A 13,230-nucleotide genomic window follows, 5' to 3' on the forward strand; every position below is an offset into this window, starting at 1 on the left:
AACAGCCGTCAGTATGAGGCCGCGTGGGCGGGCGGCACCGAGACCGACATCGTCAGCTCGACCGGCTCGGCGCCCCTGTTGTGGTAACCGTGCGGCACGTTGGCCTCGAAGGTGGCGGCCGCCCCAGCCGCGACGACGTGCTCGGCGCCGTCGACGACGAGCGTCAGCTCGCCCCGCGAGACGTGCAACAGCTCGATGGTGCCCGGCGGATGCGCGTCGGAGTCGCTGCCCTCGCCGGGCACGAGGTGCCAGGACCACAGTTCGAAGGGGCCGCGCGCCTCGGCCCCGACCAGGAGCGTGGTGCTGCTGCCGGCTTCCGTGGACCACATGCGTACGGCCTGCTCCGGCGGTACGAGGCGGACGTGCGGGCCCTGTTCGTAGTCCAGGAGCGTGGTGATGCTGATGCCCAGCGCGTCCGCGAGCTTCACCGTGATGCCCACGCTGGGGTTGGTCCTGGCCTGCTCGATCTGGATGATCATGCCGCGGCTCACCCCGGCGCGGGCCGCGAGGGCGTCGAGGGTGAAGCCTCTCTCGTTGCGCCACCGCTTGAGGTTGCGCGCGAGCGACTGGGTCAGCTGGTCGAGGTCCGACACATTCCGTCCAATATTTTGGATGACAGAGTTCACGATACTGAACTACCGTGTGGTGCACCTGATGGTTCCCGATGGTTCACCACACTGTACTGCGAGGCTTCTCCATGACCGCACTGTTCGCCCTGGCCACGAGCCTGCTGTGGGGGCTCGCCGACTTCGGCGGCGGACTGCTGACCCGGCGCGTGCCGGCCCTCACGGTCGTCGTCGCCTCGCAGACGATCGCCGTGGTCGTGCTCGGCGCCGTCGTGGTCGCGACCGGCGGGTGGACCGAGTGGGGGCCGCAGCTGTGGTTCGCGGTCGGCGCGGGCCTGGTCGGCCCCGTCGCCATGCTCGCCTTCTACAAGGCGCTCGCCCTCGGGCCCATGGGTGTGGTCTCGCCGCTCGGCTCGCTCGGCGTCGCCGTGCCGGTCGGCGTCGGGCTGCTGCTCGGCGAGCGGCCCGGGCTCGCGCAGTTCGCGGGCATCGCCGTGGCCGTGGCGGGCATCCTCCTCGCGGGCGGCCCCGAGCTGCGCGGCGCGCCCGTCCAGCGTCAGGCCGTCCTGCTCACCCTGCTCGCCGCGTTCGGCTTCGGTGGCGTCATGGCGCTGATCGCCGAGGCGTCGAGCAGCCTCACCGGTCTGTTCCTCGCGCTCTTCGTGCAGCGCGTGACGAACGTGGCGGCGGGCGGCGCGGCCCTGTACGTCTCCGTGAAGCGGGGCGGCGCCGCGCTCCCGGCGGGTTCCGGGATGGGCGTGCTGTGGGCCGTGCTGCCCGCCCTCGCCTTCGTCGGCCTCGCGGACGTCGCGGCCAACGGCACGTACTCGGTGGCGGCCCAGAACGGCCCGGTCACCGTCGCCGCCGTGCTCGCCTCCGTCTACCCGGTGGTCACGGCGCTGGCGGCCCGGGCGGTACTGAAGGAACGGCTGCGGGCAATCCAGGCGGCGGGAGCGGGGCTGGCACTGGTGGGAACGGTACTGCTGGCCAGCTGACACGGCCCCGCCAGGGGCGCCCTGTCAGGGGCGCGGGGAACCGCGCGACCAGCCACACACAACCCGCGGCCGAAAACCCACCGACCTACCCCTCCCCCCTCTCCCGCATCTCCCCCAACTCCCCCAGCGCGATCAACTGCTCCGGCGTAACCCCCTCAGGGATGGGAACCGGCGCAGGCGTCCGCAACGGCGGCTGCCACCCCACCTCCGCGTCCCACGTCCGCACGACCCGCGCCGGCGCCCCCGCCACCACCGCGTGGTCGGGGACCTCGCCCCGCACGACCGCCCCCGCGGCGACGACGACATTGCGCCCGATCCGCGCCCCCGGCAGGATCACCGCACCCGTACCCACCCAGCACCCGGACCCGATCTCCACCGGGTCCATCCGCGGCCACTGCTTGCCGATGGGCGTGTGCGGGTCGTCGTAGGAGTGGTTGGTGGACGTCACGTACACATAGGGCCCGAAGTAACAGTCGTCGCCTATCGTCACCGTCGTATCGGCGATGACGTGACTGCCGCGGCCGAGCACGACGCCGTTGCCGATGCGCAGGATCGGGTCGGGGCCGAGGTCGAGGTCCGGCATCATCCCTGCGGTGAGCGTGACGTGCTCGCCGACGATGCAGTGGTCGCCGAGCCGGATCCACGGCTCGCCGAAGACCGTGCCCTGCGGGAAGGCGAGCTTCGTGCCCTCGCCGATCGCGCCGAACCGCAGCCTGCCCGGGTGCGCGGCGGTCACCGCGCCCGTGCGCTGCGCCCACGCCCAGCCCGAGTGGACCGCGCGCTGCGCGAGGCGGCGCGGCACGGCGGTCAGGGATGAGAACGTGTTCCTGTTCTTCGGCACGCGCTCACGTTACTCAGTGCCACCGGCCCCCGCAGGCCCATGACCTGTGATCTTCACCCCACCCGGCCGCGTGCGCCACCTCGTCCCGTACGGTGCCGTCAGGCGCGGGACCACGGACACCACGGACACCACGGACACCACGGAAAACTGACGTCATGGAAGCGGGGAGCGAGTCGATGGGCCACGAGGCACTCATCACCGGCATCGGCGGCAAGGATCCGAAGATCGACCAGGAGGCGTTCACCGCGCCGACCTCGGTCGTGCTCGGCGAGGTGACGCTGCACGCCGGGGCCAGCGCCTGGTACGGCGCGGTGCTGCGCGCGGACTGCGGGCCCATCGTCGTGGGCGCGGACAGCAACATCCAGGACAATTGCAGCCTGCACGTCGACCCGGGCTTCCCCATCAGCATCGGCGAGCGCGTCTCGGTCGGACACAACGCCGTCCTGCACGGGTGCACCGTCGAGGACGACAGCCTGATCGGGATGGGCGCGACCGTCCTCAACGGCGCGGTGATCGGGGCCGGTTCCCTGGTCGCGGCGCAGGCCTTGGTACCGCAGGGCATGCGCGTGCCCCCGGGCTCGCTCGTCGCGGGCGTGCCCGCCAAGGTGCGCAGGCAGCTCACGGACGAGGAGCGCGAGGGCATCACGCTCAACGGCACGCTGTACGTCGAACTGGCCAGGGCCCACCGCGACGCGCACGCCGCGGAGTGACTCAGTCGCCGACGCCGACGGGCTGCGGTTCGGCCGCCACGGGCCCGGCGGCCGCGACCTCCGCCTCGGCGGCCGCCTTCTTCGCCCGCCGCTTGACGAACAGCATGGAGCCGACGCCGATCAGCACGGCGACGGCGAGCCCGAGGTAGGAGAACCGCTTCAGCCAGTCCTCGGCGACGACGCCGATGTAGTAGATGACGGCGGTGGTGCCGCCGGCCCAGACGATGCCGCCGAGGACGTTGGCGATCAGGAACTTCCAGTACGGCATGCGCAGGACGCCCGCGAGCGGACCGGCGAAGATGCGGAGCAGGGCGACGAAGCGGCCGAAGAAGACCGCCCACATGCCCCACTTCTGGAAGGACCGCTCGCAGGTCGCGACGTTGGCCGCGCTGAAGTGCCTGGGGAACTTCCGCTCCAGCCAGGCCAGCAGCGGCCGGCCGCCCTTGCGGCCGATGGCGTACCCGATGGAGTCGCCGATGATCGCGCCCGCGGTGGCGCAGACGCCCAGGATCACCGGATTGACTTCACCGTGCTGGGAGGACAGGAGCGCCGCGGAGACCAGGACGATCTCACCGGGCAGCGGGATGCCCAGGCTCTCCAGCCCGATGACGATTCCCACCAGCGCGTAGATACTGACGGCCGGTACCTGCTCCAGCCACTCCTGGACGTGCAACGCCGGTTCCTCCCATAGTCCCAGTGCTTGCCCCCGGCATACGCGCCGCTGAGCGACGCACGCCCGCGCAGCCTACCGGTCAAGCTCCACGGGAACGGAACGACGCCGCTCACGCCCGGCTTCCGTCAGCTGGGGTCGTTGGGCCTGAGGGTCCACAGGACGGTCATCTCGCCGGTGACCGCGCCGTCCGCACGCCGGATCTCGACGGCGACCGGGAACTCGGGGCGCTGTCCGGCGTCGAGTTCGGCGATCACGTCCGCCGCCGGGCGGCCGAGCGTCGCCGTGGCCGTCACGGCGCCCATGGCGAGCTTCTTGTACGCGATCTCGGCACTGACGGCGAGCGGCACGGCGCGGGAGAGCTGTGCGCCGAACGCGGCGAGGACGATGGCCCCGCTCGCGGACTCGCCCAGCGTGAACATGGCGCCGGCGTGCGGGCCGCCGACGTGGTTGTGGTACTCGCTCTGGTCGGGCAGGGCCACCACGGCCTTGTCCGGCGCGGTCTCACGGAACTCGAGGTTCAGGGTCCTGGCCATCGGCACCGTGGCGGCGAGCATCTCGCCGATCGACATCTGGTCTGCGCTCATGGCGGCGATGTTACCCATGAGTAGAGTTGAATGACCAGGGCCCTCCGCCGCGGAGACCACCGTCCCCTATCGTGGACGCCCATGTGGCATGGACAGCAGCCGCCCGGGGGCGAGCAGAACCAGCCGGGCCAAGAGCGGAATCCGTATCGGCAGCCGGGATACCAGCAGCCCGACCCGTATCAGCGGCAGGCCCCTTGGAACGCGCCCACCATGCCCGGGGAGTCGCGGGGCGGGGCCCCCGAGCCCCCGCGCGGCAACGGCAGACGGACCAAGGTGACCGCCCTCGCCGCGGCGGCTGCCGTCGTGGTCGCCGCGGGCGTCACCGGGGCCCTGCTCCTCGGCGGCGACAAAGATGAGCGGAGCGCGGAGGACGAGACGAGCGCCTCCGCCAAGCCCGGCCCGGCGAAGCCTTCCGCGTCAGGCTCCGCCGACAACCCCCGCGCGGGCGCCGACCCCGGCCCGACCGTGCCCGGCTGGAAGGTCGTGGTGAACCCGAAGCGCGGCATCGCCTTCGACGTACCTCCCGAGTGGTCCCTGGAATCGAGGGACTGGGCCGGCGGATACGTCGAAGAGAAGGACGCCGACGACGAATCGGCGCCGTTCCTCGTTGCCTACGCCGCCCCCGCCTACTTCAAGGAGAAGTGGTGCGCGAGCGACGACGACAAGGACGGGGTCAAGGACCACGTACCGCTGGCCGCGGCCGGCACCCGCGGCAACAAGGACGCCAAGAGCACCGAGCAGATCGCACGGCACGACGCGACCATGTGGGTCTACGGCGCCTACACGCAGCCCGACAGGAAGAAGGTCACCACCGGCCCCGTGGAGTCGTACACCACGAGGTCGGGTCTCAAGGGCAGCCTGGCGAGCGCCACTTCGGCGGGTGTCGACAAGCAGGGCAAGTGCGACTCCGACGGCAAGGCCACGGTCTTCGCCTTCAAGGACTCGGCGGGCAAGTTCGCCTCCTGGTCCTTCCACGGCGCGAAAGGCGTGGGGGAGGAACTCCCGGACGCGACCGTGCGGAAGATCCTCTCGACCGTGCGTGAGTACGAGATGGCCGAGGACTGAGCCGCTCCCGGGGCCGCCGTCCCCGGCCTCCCGGGGCGATGTGATCTTCAGCGGGCGGCCCCCGTATCGTGTGCGGCCATGTGGCCAGGACAGCAGCCGCCCGGGGGCGAGCAGAACCCGCAGGACCAGAGCCGGAACCCGTACCAGCAGCCGGGGTACCAGCAGCCCAACCCCTATCAGCAGCCGGGCTATCAGGCACCGAACCCCTATCAGCAGCCGGCCGCACCCCAGCCCCAGCCCCAGGGGCAGTGGAGCGCGCCGACCGTCCCGACCGGGGCGCCGCAGGCTCCGGACGGCGGCGGCAAGGGCAGCGGCAAGGTCAAGGTCGTCTCTCTCGTGACGGCCGCCGCCGTGGTCGTCGCCGCGGGCGTGACGGGGTTCCTGCTCCTCGCCGACAAGGACGGGAAGGCCGGGAAGGACGACCGGGCCGGCTCCGGCTCCCCCTCGAAGGCCGCCCCTGAGAGCCCGGGCGCCGCTCCGGACGACGGCGACGACAGCGAGCGCGGTACGGACGACGGCCTGGAACCGACCATCAAGGGCTGGCACGTCGTGGTGAACCCCAGGTGGGGCACGGCCTTCGACGTGCCGCCCGAGTGGGAGGTGCAGAACCCCGGTTCCGCGATCGCCTTCGAGGACGTCAAGACCGGCAAGCCGCTCATGACGATGTCGGCGCCCGCGTACCTCAAGCCCGAGTGGTGCGTCACCGACGACGACAAGGACGGCAGGAGCGAGGACCACGAACTCGCCGCCGTCGGCACCAAGGGCGCCAAGGGCGCGAAGAACACCGAGCAGGTCGCGGTCAACCAGGTCGCCTGGTGGGTCTACGCCGGATACACCCAGCCGGACAAGAAGAGCTTCACCTCCGACGAGAAGGCGCAGCCGTACACCACCAAGGCCGGCATCAAGGGCAGCATCGCCCGCGCCGAGTCCACGAACACACCCCAGACGGGCAAGTGCGCCTCCGACGGCAAGGCGATCACCTTCGGCTTCAAGAACTCCGCGGGCGACTACGTCGCGTGGAGCCTCTACGGAGCGCGCGGGGTCAAGGACGAGATACCCGAGGAGACGGTCATGAAGATCCTCAGCACGGTGCGCACCCACGGCGAGCCGACGGAATCCTGACGCTTTCCGCCGCTTTCTCCGTACGTTCTTCCCGTCGGCGGCGGCCCCGTGCCGACCCCGGCGGGGCTGCCCGTGGCACCCGGCCCCCGGCACCTCTATGGTTACTGGCCATGTGGCCAGAACAGCAGCCGCCCGGGGGCGAGCAGAACCCGCAGGACCAGAATCACAACCCGTATCAGCAGCCGGGGTACCAGGCGCCCAACCCCTATCAGCAGCCGGGGTATCAGCAGCAGCCCGCGGGCGGCTACCCGCAGCAGCCGCCCGCCGGTGGCTACCAGCAGCCGCACTCGGGCGGGTTCTCGCGGCCCGAGCAGCCGCAGCCGCACTGGTCCGCTCCGACGCCGCCGCCCGGACTGCCGCAGCAGAGCGGTGGCGGCCAGGGCGGGGGCGGCGGCAACAAGACGAAGATCACCGCCATCGTCGCCTCGCTGGCCGTGGTGGTGGCGGCCGGCGTCACCGGCTTCCTGGTCCTCGGCGGTGACGAAGAGGGCAAGGACGACAAGGCGGGGCCGGCGAAGCCCTCGAAGTCCGCGACGAAGAAGCCGGACCCGACGCCCACCGGCGGCGGGAACGAACGCGGTGAGGGCGGCGAGGACAAGCCGACGGTTCCCGGCTGGCAGGTCGTGGTGAACCCCAAGTGGGGCACCGCCTTCGACGTTCCGGCCGACTGGAAGGTCGAGACGCCGGACACCTTCACCGGCTTCGACGACCGCAAGGACAACGGCGCGAAGGCGATCATCGGCATGTCCGCGCCCGCGGTCTACAAAGAGAAGTGGTGCACCTCGGACGAGGACAAGAACGGCGAGTCCGAGGACACCTCGCTCGCCGTCGTCGGCACCAAGGGGCAGAACGGCGCGAAGAACACCAAGGACGTCGCGCGCAACGACTCCGCGTGGTGGGTCTTCGGCGGTTACACCGAGCAGACCAAGGCCGACAAGAAGAAGATCAAGATCGGCAAGGTGGAGGAGTACACCACCAAGTCCGGCGTCAAGGGCAGCCTCGCGACGTCGACGACGTCCGGCGCCGCCACGTCCGCCAAGTGCGACTCGGAGGGCAAGGCCACCACGTTCGCCTTCAAGAACGAGGCCGGTGAGTACGTGGCCTGGACCCTCTACGGCGCCAAGGGCGTCAAGGAAGAGGTCTCCGACGCCCTGGTGAGGAAGATCCTGGACACCGTGCGGTGGAGCGAGGCCGCGGCCGAGGAGTCCTGAGCCGCGCGGCGCGTTCTGCGCCACGAGAACGATCTGAGCCACGAGAACAAACGGTTTGGCAAGTGCGTACTGCCCCGGGGATAGTCCCGGAGTGACGAATCCTGCCTCCGTGCCGCGCCGCCGCCCCAGTTGGGCGGGACGCAACTACACGCTGCTGACCGCCGCCGCGATCGTGACGAACCTCGGAAGCCACGGGGCGTTGATCGCGGCGGCGTTCGCCGTGCTGGACGCCGGGGGTGACGGCGGGGACGTCGGGCTCGTCGCGGCCGCGCGGACGCTGCCCCTCGTGCTGTTCCTGCTCATCGGCGGAGCCGTCGCCGACCGGCTGCCGCGCCACCACGTGATGGTCGCCGCCAACGCCCTCAACTGCGTGTCGCAGGCGGCGTTCGCCGTGCTCGTCATCGCGGGCGAGCCGCAGCTGTGGCAGATGATGCTGCTCACCGGCCTCGGCGGCGTCGGGCAGGCCTTCTTCGGGCCCGCGGCCGAGGGGATGCTGATGTCCTCGGTCAGCGGCGAGCAGGTCAGCCGGGCGTTCGCGCTGTACCGGATGGCGATGCAGGGGGCGGGCCTCGGCGGCGCCGCGCTCGGCGGTCTGATGGTGGCGGCGATCGGCCCGGGGTGGGTGCTCGCGGTGGACGCGGCGGCGTTCGCGGTCGCGGGAGCGCTGCGTTCCCTCCTGGACGTCAGCCACATACCGGAGCGCGCGCCCGGCGGCGGACTGCTCTCCGATCTGCGGGACGGCTGGCGGGAGTTCACCGGCCGCACCTGGCTCTGGTCGATCGTGGCGCAGTTCTCGGTCGTGGTGGCGGTGGTCGGGGCCGCCGAGTCGGTGTTCGGCCCCCTGGTGGCCCGCGACGAGCTGGGCGGCGCGGGGCCGTGGGGCCTGGCGCTCGCCGCGTTCGGCGCGGGCACGGTCGGCGGCGCGGTCCTGATGATGCGGTGGAAGCCGCGGCGGCTGCTGCTCGCGGGCACCCTCTGCGTGTTTCCGCTGGCCGCGCCCTCGGCGGCGCTGGCCGTGCCGCTGCCGGTGGCCGGGCTCGCCGCGGTGATGTTCGTCAGCGGCGTGGCGATCGAGGTGTTCGGCGTCTCCTGGATGACCGCGATGCACCAGGAGATCCCGGAGGAGAAGCTGTCGCGGGTCGCCGCCTACGACTGGTTCGGCTCGATCGCGATGGTGCCTCTCGCCACGGCCCTCGCCGGCCCCGCTGAGTCCGCGTTCGGCCGCGGCCCGTCGCTGTGGGGCTGCGCGGTGCTGGTGGTCCTCGTGACGGCGGCCGTCCTGTTCGTCCCCGACGTACGCAACTTGACGCGACGCACGAAGGAGGTGACGGTGCCGACGCCTCGCGCCGGCGTCTCCGCGGACGCGGTCGCCGCGACCTCAGCCGATGCGGAGGGCCCTGTCGGGCGGCTCGGGTGAGGGATCGGCTCACCCCACGCCGAACGCCCCGCCAGGCGGCTCGGACGAAGGACCGGCTCAACCCACACTGAACGCCCCGCCCCGGCGGCTCGGACGAAGGATCGGCTCAACCCACACTGAACGCCCCGCCAGGCGGCTCCGGTGAAGGGACGGCGTCCTCGTCTCGTACCGCCTTCGCGTCCCCGATGAGGCGCCGCAGTGCCTCGCCGTGTTCGACGCGGGCGGGGAAGGCGTCGGACGCCGCGCGTCGGGCCAGGGCCGCGATGTCGAGAGGTGCGTGCGAGGCGATGAGTACCGCGTTCCCGAAGCGGCGGCCGCGCAGCACCGACGGCTCGGCGATCAGCGCGAGTTCCTCGAAGGCCTCGGCGAAGGTGGCCAGTTGGGAGCGGAGGAAGGCGAAGGGCGCGCCGTCGGCGAGGTTCGCCGCGTAGTGACCGCCCGGGCGCAGCACGCGGTCGGCGGCCTTGGCGTAGGAGACCGTGGTGAGGTGCGCGGGCACGCGTGAGCCGCCGAAGACGTCGGCGACGAGGACGTCGGCGCTGTCGGCGGGCGCCGCGTCGAGCCACTGCCCGGCGTCCGCCCCGTGCACGGTGATCCCCGCGTCCCGCTTCCACGGCAGCTGTTCGGCGACCAGTCGCAGCAGCCCCCGGTCGGCCTCGACGACGTCCTGCCGGGAGCCGGGGCGGGTGGCGGCGGCATAGCGGGGCAGGGTGAGGGCACCGCCGCCGAGGTGGACGACGTCGAGCGGGCGGCCCGGCGCGGCCGCGGTGTCCAGGACGTGGGCGAGCCGGCGCGCGTACTCGAACTCCAGGTGGGTCGGCGCGTCCAGGTCCACGTACGACTGGGGCGCCCCGTCGACGGTGAGCAGCCAGGCCCGCGCCCGGTCGACGTCGGGCATCAGCTTGGCGGTGCCGTGATCCACCTCGCGGGTCACCGGAATCGCCTCGCCCGGGGGCTCGTACCCCGCGCCGGTCTCGAACTCGTGCTCGTCCACGGGCTCCATTGTGCCGCCCGCCCCGGGGGTTCGATCCCCCCGGAGCGGGCGGTGCGGGGCATGGCCCGTCAGGCGACCTCCGTGACGGTTCCCGCGCCGACGGTGCGGCCGCCCTCGCGGATGGCGAAGCCGAGGCCGGTCTCCAGCGGCACGTCACGGCCGAGCTCTACCGTCATGGTGACCGTCTCTCCGGGGCGGGCCACGGCCGCCTCGCCGAGGTCCACGTCACCGACCACGTCCGCGGTGCGGATGTAGAACTGCGGCCGGTACCCCGTGGCGATCGGTGTCGTACGGCCGCCCTCGCGGGTCGACAGGACGTACACCTGCGCGGTGAAGCGCCGCCGCGGGCTCACGCTGCCGGGCGCCGCGACCACATGGCCCCGGCGGACGGCGTCACGTGGCAGGCCGCGCAGCAGCAGCGCCACGTTGTCCCCGGCCTGCGCCTCCTCCATGGGCTTGCCGAAGGTCTCCAGGCCGGTGACCACCGTCTCGGTGTCCGCGCCGAGCACCTCCACGCGGTCGCCGAGGCGGACGGTGCCGCGCTCGACGGCGCCGGTGACGACGGTGCCGCGCCCGGTGATGGTGAGCACGTTCTCGACGGGCAGCAGGAACGGCGCGTCGAGATAGCGCTCGGGCATCGGTACGTACGTGTCCACCGCGTCCAGCAGCGCCTCGATCGCACCCGTCCACCGGGGGTCGCCCTCCAGCGCCTTGAGCCCGGAGACCCGTACGACCGGGACCGAGTCGCCCCCGTACCCGTGCCGGGAGAGCAGGTCACGGACCTCCAGTTCCACGAGGTCGGTCAGCACGGCGTCCTCGCCGTCTCCGACGGCGTCGGCCTTGTTGAGGGCGACGACGATGTGGTCGACGCCGACCTGCCGGGCGAGCAGCACGTGCTCGGCGGTCTGCGGCATGATGCCGTCGAGCGCCGAGACGACGAGGATGGCCCCGTCGAGCTGGGCGGCGCCGGTGACCATGTTCTTGACGTAGTCGGCGTGGCCGGGCATGTCCACGTGCGCGTAGTGCCGGGTGTCCGTCTCGTACTCGACGTGCGCGATGTTGATGGTGATGCCGCGCTGCGCCTCCTCCGGCGCGCGGTCGATGCGGTCGAAGGGGACGAAGGCGCCGGTGCCGCGCCCGCTGAGGACCTTGGTGATGGCGGCGGTCAACGTCGTCTTGCCGTGGTCGACGTGGCCCATGGTGCCGATGTTGAGGTGCGGTTTCGTGCGGACGTAAGTCGTCTTGGGCATGGTGGTTCCTTCTCGGAACTCGAAGCTGCTGCCCCGGACCGGCGGTGTGCGCCTGGTCGGGACGGGGACCCCGGGGGCCGTACCGACCCTCCCCCTGCGGGGTCCGCCGGAGTGTCCGGGGAGGGTCAGCTTCGGGCGCCGCCGAAGGCGTCGGGGGCGTCGGAGGCGACGACGGCAGCCTTCGCAGCGCCCGCGACTGCGGGCGTGGCTGCGAGGAAGGCGTACCGGAACATGGCTCTGATCCTCGCCGACACGAGTCACGCACGTCGAATGAATTTCGCCGAACGGGACCAGGTGAGCGCCCGGTTGCCGCCGCGCCTCCCCCTCCCCCTCCCGGCCGGTTCAGAGGTTCTTCAGCGCCTCCCGCACCGACAGCGGCGCGAGCCGGTCCCGCTCGCGCTCGACGAAGGCGCGTACCGCGTCCGGATCGGTCTTGGCGTACTCGCGCAGACACCAGCCGATCGCCTTGCGGACGAAGAATTCGGGGTGCCCCGACCGGCGCAGGCAGTATGCGAAGAGACGCTCGGCGTCCGTCGCCTCCTTGTGGCGCAGCTGGTGCAGGAGCGCCGTGCGGGCCACCCATATGTCCTCGTCCTCGATCCACTCGTCCATGTCGGCGCGCAGGCGCTGGTCGGCGGCGACGAGCCCTCCGACGACGTGCGCGGCGAGCAGGTCGACGGTGTCCCACCAGGGGCGCGTGGTCACGAGGTGGCGTACGACGGGCAGAAAACCGGACGAGCACCGCTTCACGTGGCGGCGCAGATAGTCCACGGCGAAGTAGGCGTACTCCCGCTCGGGCAGCTCCCAGCAGCGCAGCGCGATGGCCGCGCAGTCGACCTCGTCGGGGCGGGGCGTGCCGGCGAGGACGGCGCGGGACAGTTCGCGGCGCGCGGGCGAGGCGAGGCCGAGGAAGGGGGCGACGTCCTTCATGTACGTACGCATACGCGCCGCCTGCCGGGGATCGGCCGCCGAGGCGTACGTCACGACGAGCCGGTCGAGCACCGCGTCGGCCAGGTCACTTCTCGGGACTGTGACGCTCATGAGACGCACCATACGGCGATCAGACACATCGGCCGGTTAGTCTTCCCGGATGTTCGAGACCGCAACCGCCCGGCCACAGGGCCTCGCCGTGCGCTGCGCCAGGGCGCTGCTCTCGCCGTGGTCGCGGCTGTCGCTGCTCGTGGTGCTCCTCGTGGCGGCGGGCACGTGCGTGCTGCTGTTCGAGCCGCAGCGGCTCCTGTCCGACGGCTGGCCCGCGCAGTTGGGCGGCGCGACGGCGGTGGCCCTGTTCGCGGTGGCGTACGGGGCGTGCACCGCCGCGTTCGTGCCGCGGCCGCTGCTCAATCTGGCGGCGGGCGCGCTCTTCGGTTCGCAGGCGGGTCTCGTCGCGGCGATCGCCGGCACGGTGTTCGGTGCCGGGATCGCCTTCGGGCTCGGCAGGATGCTGGGCCAGGACGCGCTGCGGCCGCTGCTGCGGGGGCGCTGGCTGAAGGCGGCGGACGGCCAGTTCAGCCGGCACGGCTTCCGGTCGATGCTGGCCGTGCGGCTCTTCCCGGGGGTGCCGTTCGCCGCCGCCAACTACTGCGCGGCGGTCTCCCGCATGGGTTGGCTGCCGTTCCTTCTCGCCACGGGCCTCGGGTCGATCCCGAACACGGCGGCGTACGTCATCGCGGGTGCCCGGGCCTCGACGCCGACGTCGCCCGCCTTCCTGATCGCGATGGGGTTCATCGCGGTGACGGGCCTTGGCGGGGCGACGGTCGCATGGTTCAAGCGCCACCACTTCCGCGGCCCCCGCTGAGGTC

The 13,230-nt window shown here is 72.1% G+C and carries 14 protein-coding genes; 7 read left to right on the forward strand and 7 right to left on the reverse strand.

The genetic code is table 11. The features are described 5' to 3' along the window. Positions 1-8: 8 nt before the first annotated feature. A complete protein-coding gene (locus tag KKZ08_RS05520; RefSeq protein ID WP_223773370.1) occupies positions 9-593 on the reverse strand; it encodes an XRE family transcriptional regulator in 585 nt (194 codons plus the stop codon). 104 nt (positions 594-697) lie between these two features. On the opposite strand from KKZ08_RS05520, the gene KKZ08_RS05525 reads away from it, so the two are divergent. Continuing rightward, entirely contained in the window at positions 698-1,561 is an 864-nt protein-coding gene (locus KKZ08_RS05525; protein WP_223773371.1) for a DMT family transporter, read from the forward strand. An 85-nt stretch (positions 1,562-1,646) separates the two neighbouring features. On the opposite strand, the gene KKZ08_RS05530 is transcribed toward KKZ08_RS05525, so the two are convergent. Then, entirely contained in the window at positions 1,647-2,402 is a 756-nt protein-coding gene (locus KKZ08_RS05530; protein WP_223773372.1) for an acyltransferase, read from the reverse strand. A 176-nt stretch (positions 2,403-2,578) separates the two neighbouring features. Between KKZ08_RS05530 and KKZ08_RS05535 the strand changes: the two genes are divergently transcribed. Continuing rightward, complete coding sequence (locus tag KKZ08_RS05535; RefSeq protein ID WP_223778919.1) at positions 2,579-3,112, forward strand: gamma carbonic anhydrase family protein; 534 nt, start codon at positions 2,579-2,581, stop codon at positions 3,110-3,112. A 1-nt stretch (position 3,113) separates the two neighbouring features. Here the strand turns inward: KKZ08_RS05535 and KKZ08_RS05540 are convergent, their stop codons facing one another. Both KKZ08_RS05540 and KKZ08_RS05545 read right to left on the reverse strand, forming a co-directional pair. Continuing rightward, positions 3,114-3,785, reverse strand: a complete 672-nt coding sequence (locus tag KKZ08_RS05540; protein ID WP_223773373.1) for a DedA family protein — start codon at positions 3,783-3,785, stop codon at positions 3,114-3,116. A 125-nt stretch (positions 3,786-3,910) separates the two neighbouring features. Next, the gene (locus KKZ08_RS05545; protein WP_223773374.1) at positions 3,911-4,369 is read right to left on the reverse strand and encodes a DUF4442 domain-containing protein; all 459 of its coding nucleotides are present in this window, start codon (positions 4,367-4,369) and stop codon (positions 3,911-3,913) included. Positions 4,370-4,450: 81 nt separating this feature from the next. Between KKZ08_RS05545 and KKZ08_RS05550 the strand changes: the two genes are divergently transcribed. The 4 genes from KKZ08_RS05550 (at position 4,451) to KKZ08_RS05565 (ending at position 9,184) form a co-directional block, all read left to right on the forward strand. Further along, positions 4,451-5,434 (forward strand): hypothetical protein, encoded by a 984-nt coding sequence (locus KKZ08_RS05550; RefSeq protein WP_223773375.1) that lies wholly within the window; start codon positions 4,451-4,453, stop codon positions 5,432-5,434. Between the two features lie 78 nt (positions 5,435-5,512). Beyond that, positions 5,513-6,556, forward strand: a complete 1,044-nt coding sequence (locus KKZ08_RS05555; protein ID WP_223773376.1) for a hypothetical protein — start codon at positions 5,513-5,515, stop codon at positions 6,554-6,556. Positions 6,557-6,666: 110 nt separating this feature from the next. Then, positions 6,667-7,767, forward strand: coding sequence for a hypothetical protein (locus KKZ08_RS05560; RefSeq protein WP_223773377.1), 1,101 nt, complete (start codon positions 6,667-6,669; stop codon positions 7,765-7,767). 91 nt (positions 7,768-7,858) lie between these two features. Beyond that, positions 7,859-9,184 carry an MFS transporter gene (locus KKZ08_RS05565; protein ID WP_223773378.1) on the forward strand — a complete coding sequence of 442 codons (1,326 nt, stop codon included), beginning with the start codon at positions 7,859-7,861 and terminating at the stop codon, positions 9,182-9,184. A 106-nt stretch (positions 9,185-9,290) separates the two neighbouring features. Here KKZ08_RS05565 and KKZ08_RS05570 read toward each other — a convergent pair whose 3' ends face one another. From KKZ08_RS05570 to KKZ08_RS05580, 3 genes are all read right to left on the reverse strand, one after another. Beyond that, positions 9,291-10,082, reverse strand: a complete 792-nt coding sequence (locus KKZ08_RS05570) for a fused MFS/spermidine synthase (RefSeq protein ID WP_223778920.1) — start codon at positions 10,080-10,082, stop codon at positions 9,291-9,293. Between the two features lie 164 nt (positions 10,083-10,246). Beyond that, positions 10,247-11,428, reverse strand: coding sequence for an elongation factor Tu (tuf, locus tag KKZ08_RS05575; protein ID WP_223773379.1), 1,182 nt, complete (start codon positions 11,426-11,428; stop codon positions 10,247-10,249). A 342-nt stretch (positions 11,429-11,770) separates the two neighbouring features. Beyond that, a complete protein-coding gene (locus KKZ08_RS05580; RefSeq protein ID WP_223773380.1) occupies positions 11,771-12,469 on the reverse strand; it encodes a DNA alkylation repair protein in 699 nt (232 codons plus the stop codon). Between the two features lie 49 nt (positions 12,470-12,518). On the opposite strand from KKZ08_RS05580, the gene KKZ08_RS05585 reads away from it, so the two are divergent. Then, positions 12,519-13,226 (forward strand): TVP38/TMEM64 family protein, encoded by a 708-nt coding sequence (locus KKZ08_RS05585; protein WP_223773381.1) that lies wholly within the window; start codon positions 12,519-12,521, stop codon positions 13,224-13,226. Positions 13,227-13,230 lie beyond the last annotated feature (4 nt).

Origin of the sequence: Streptomyces sp. 135, assembly GCF_020026305.1 — a bacterium.
In the GTDB taxonomy this organism is placed as follows: Bacteria; Actinomycetota; Actinomycetes; order Streptomycetales; family Streptomycetaceae; genus Streptomyces.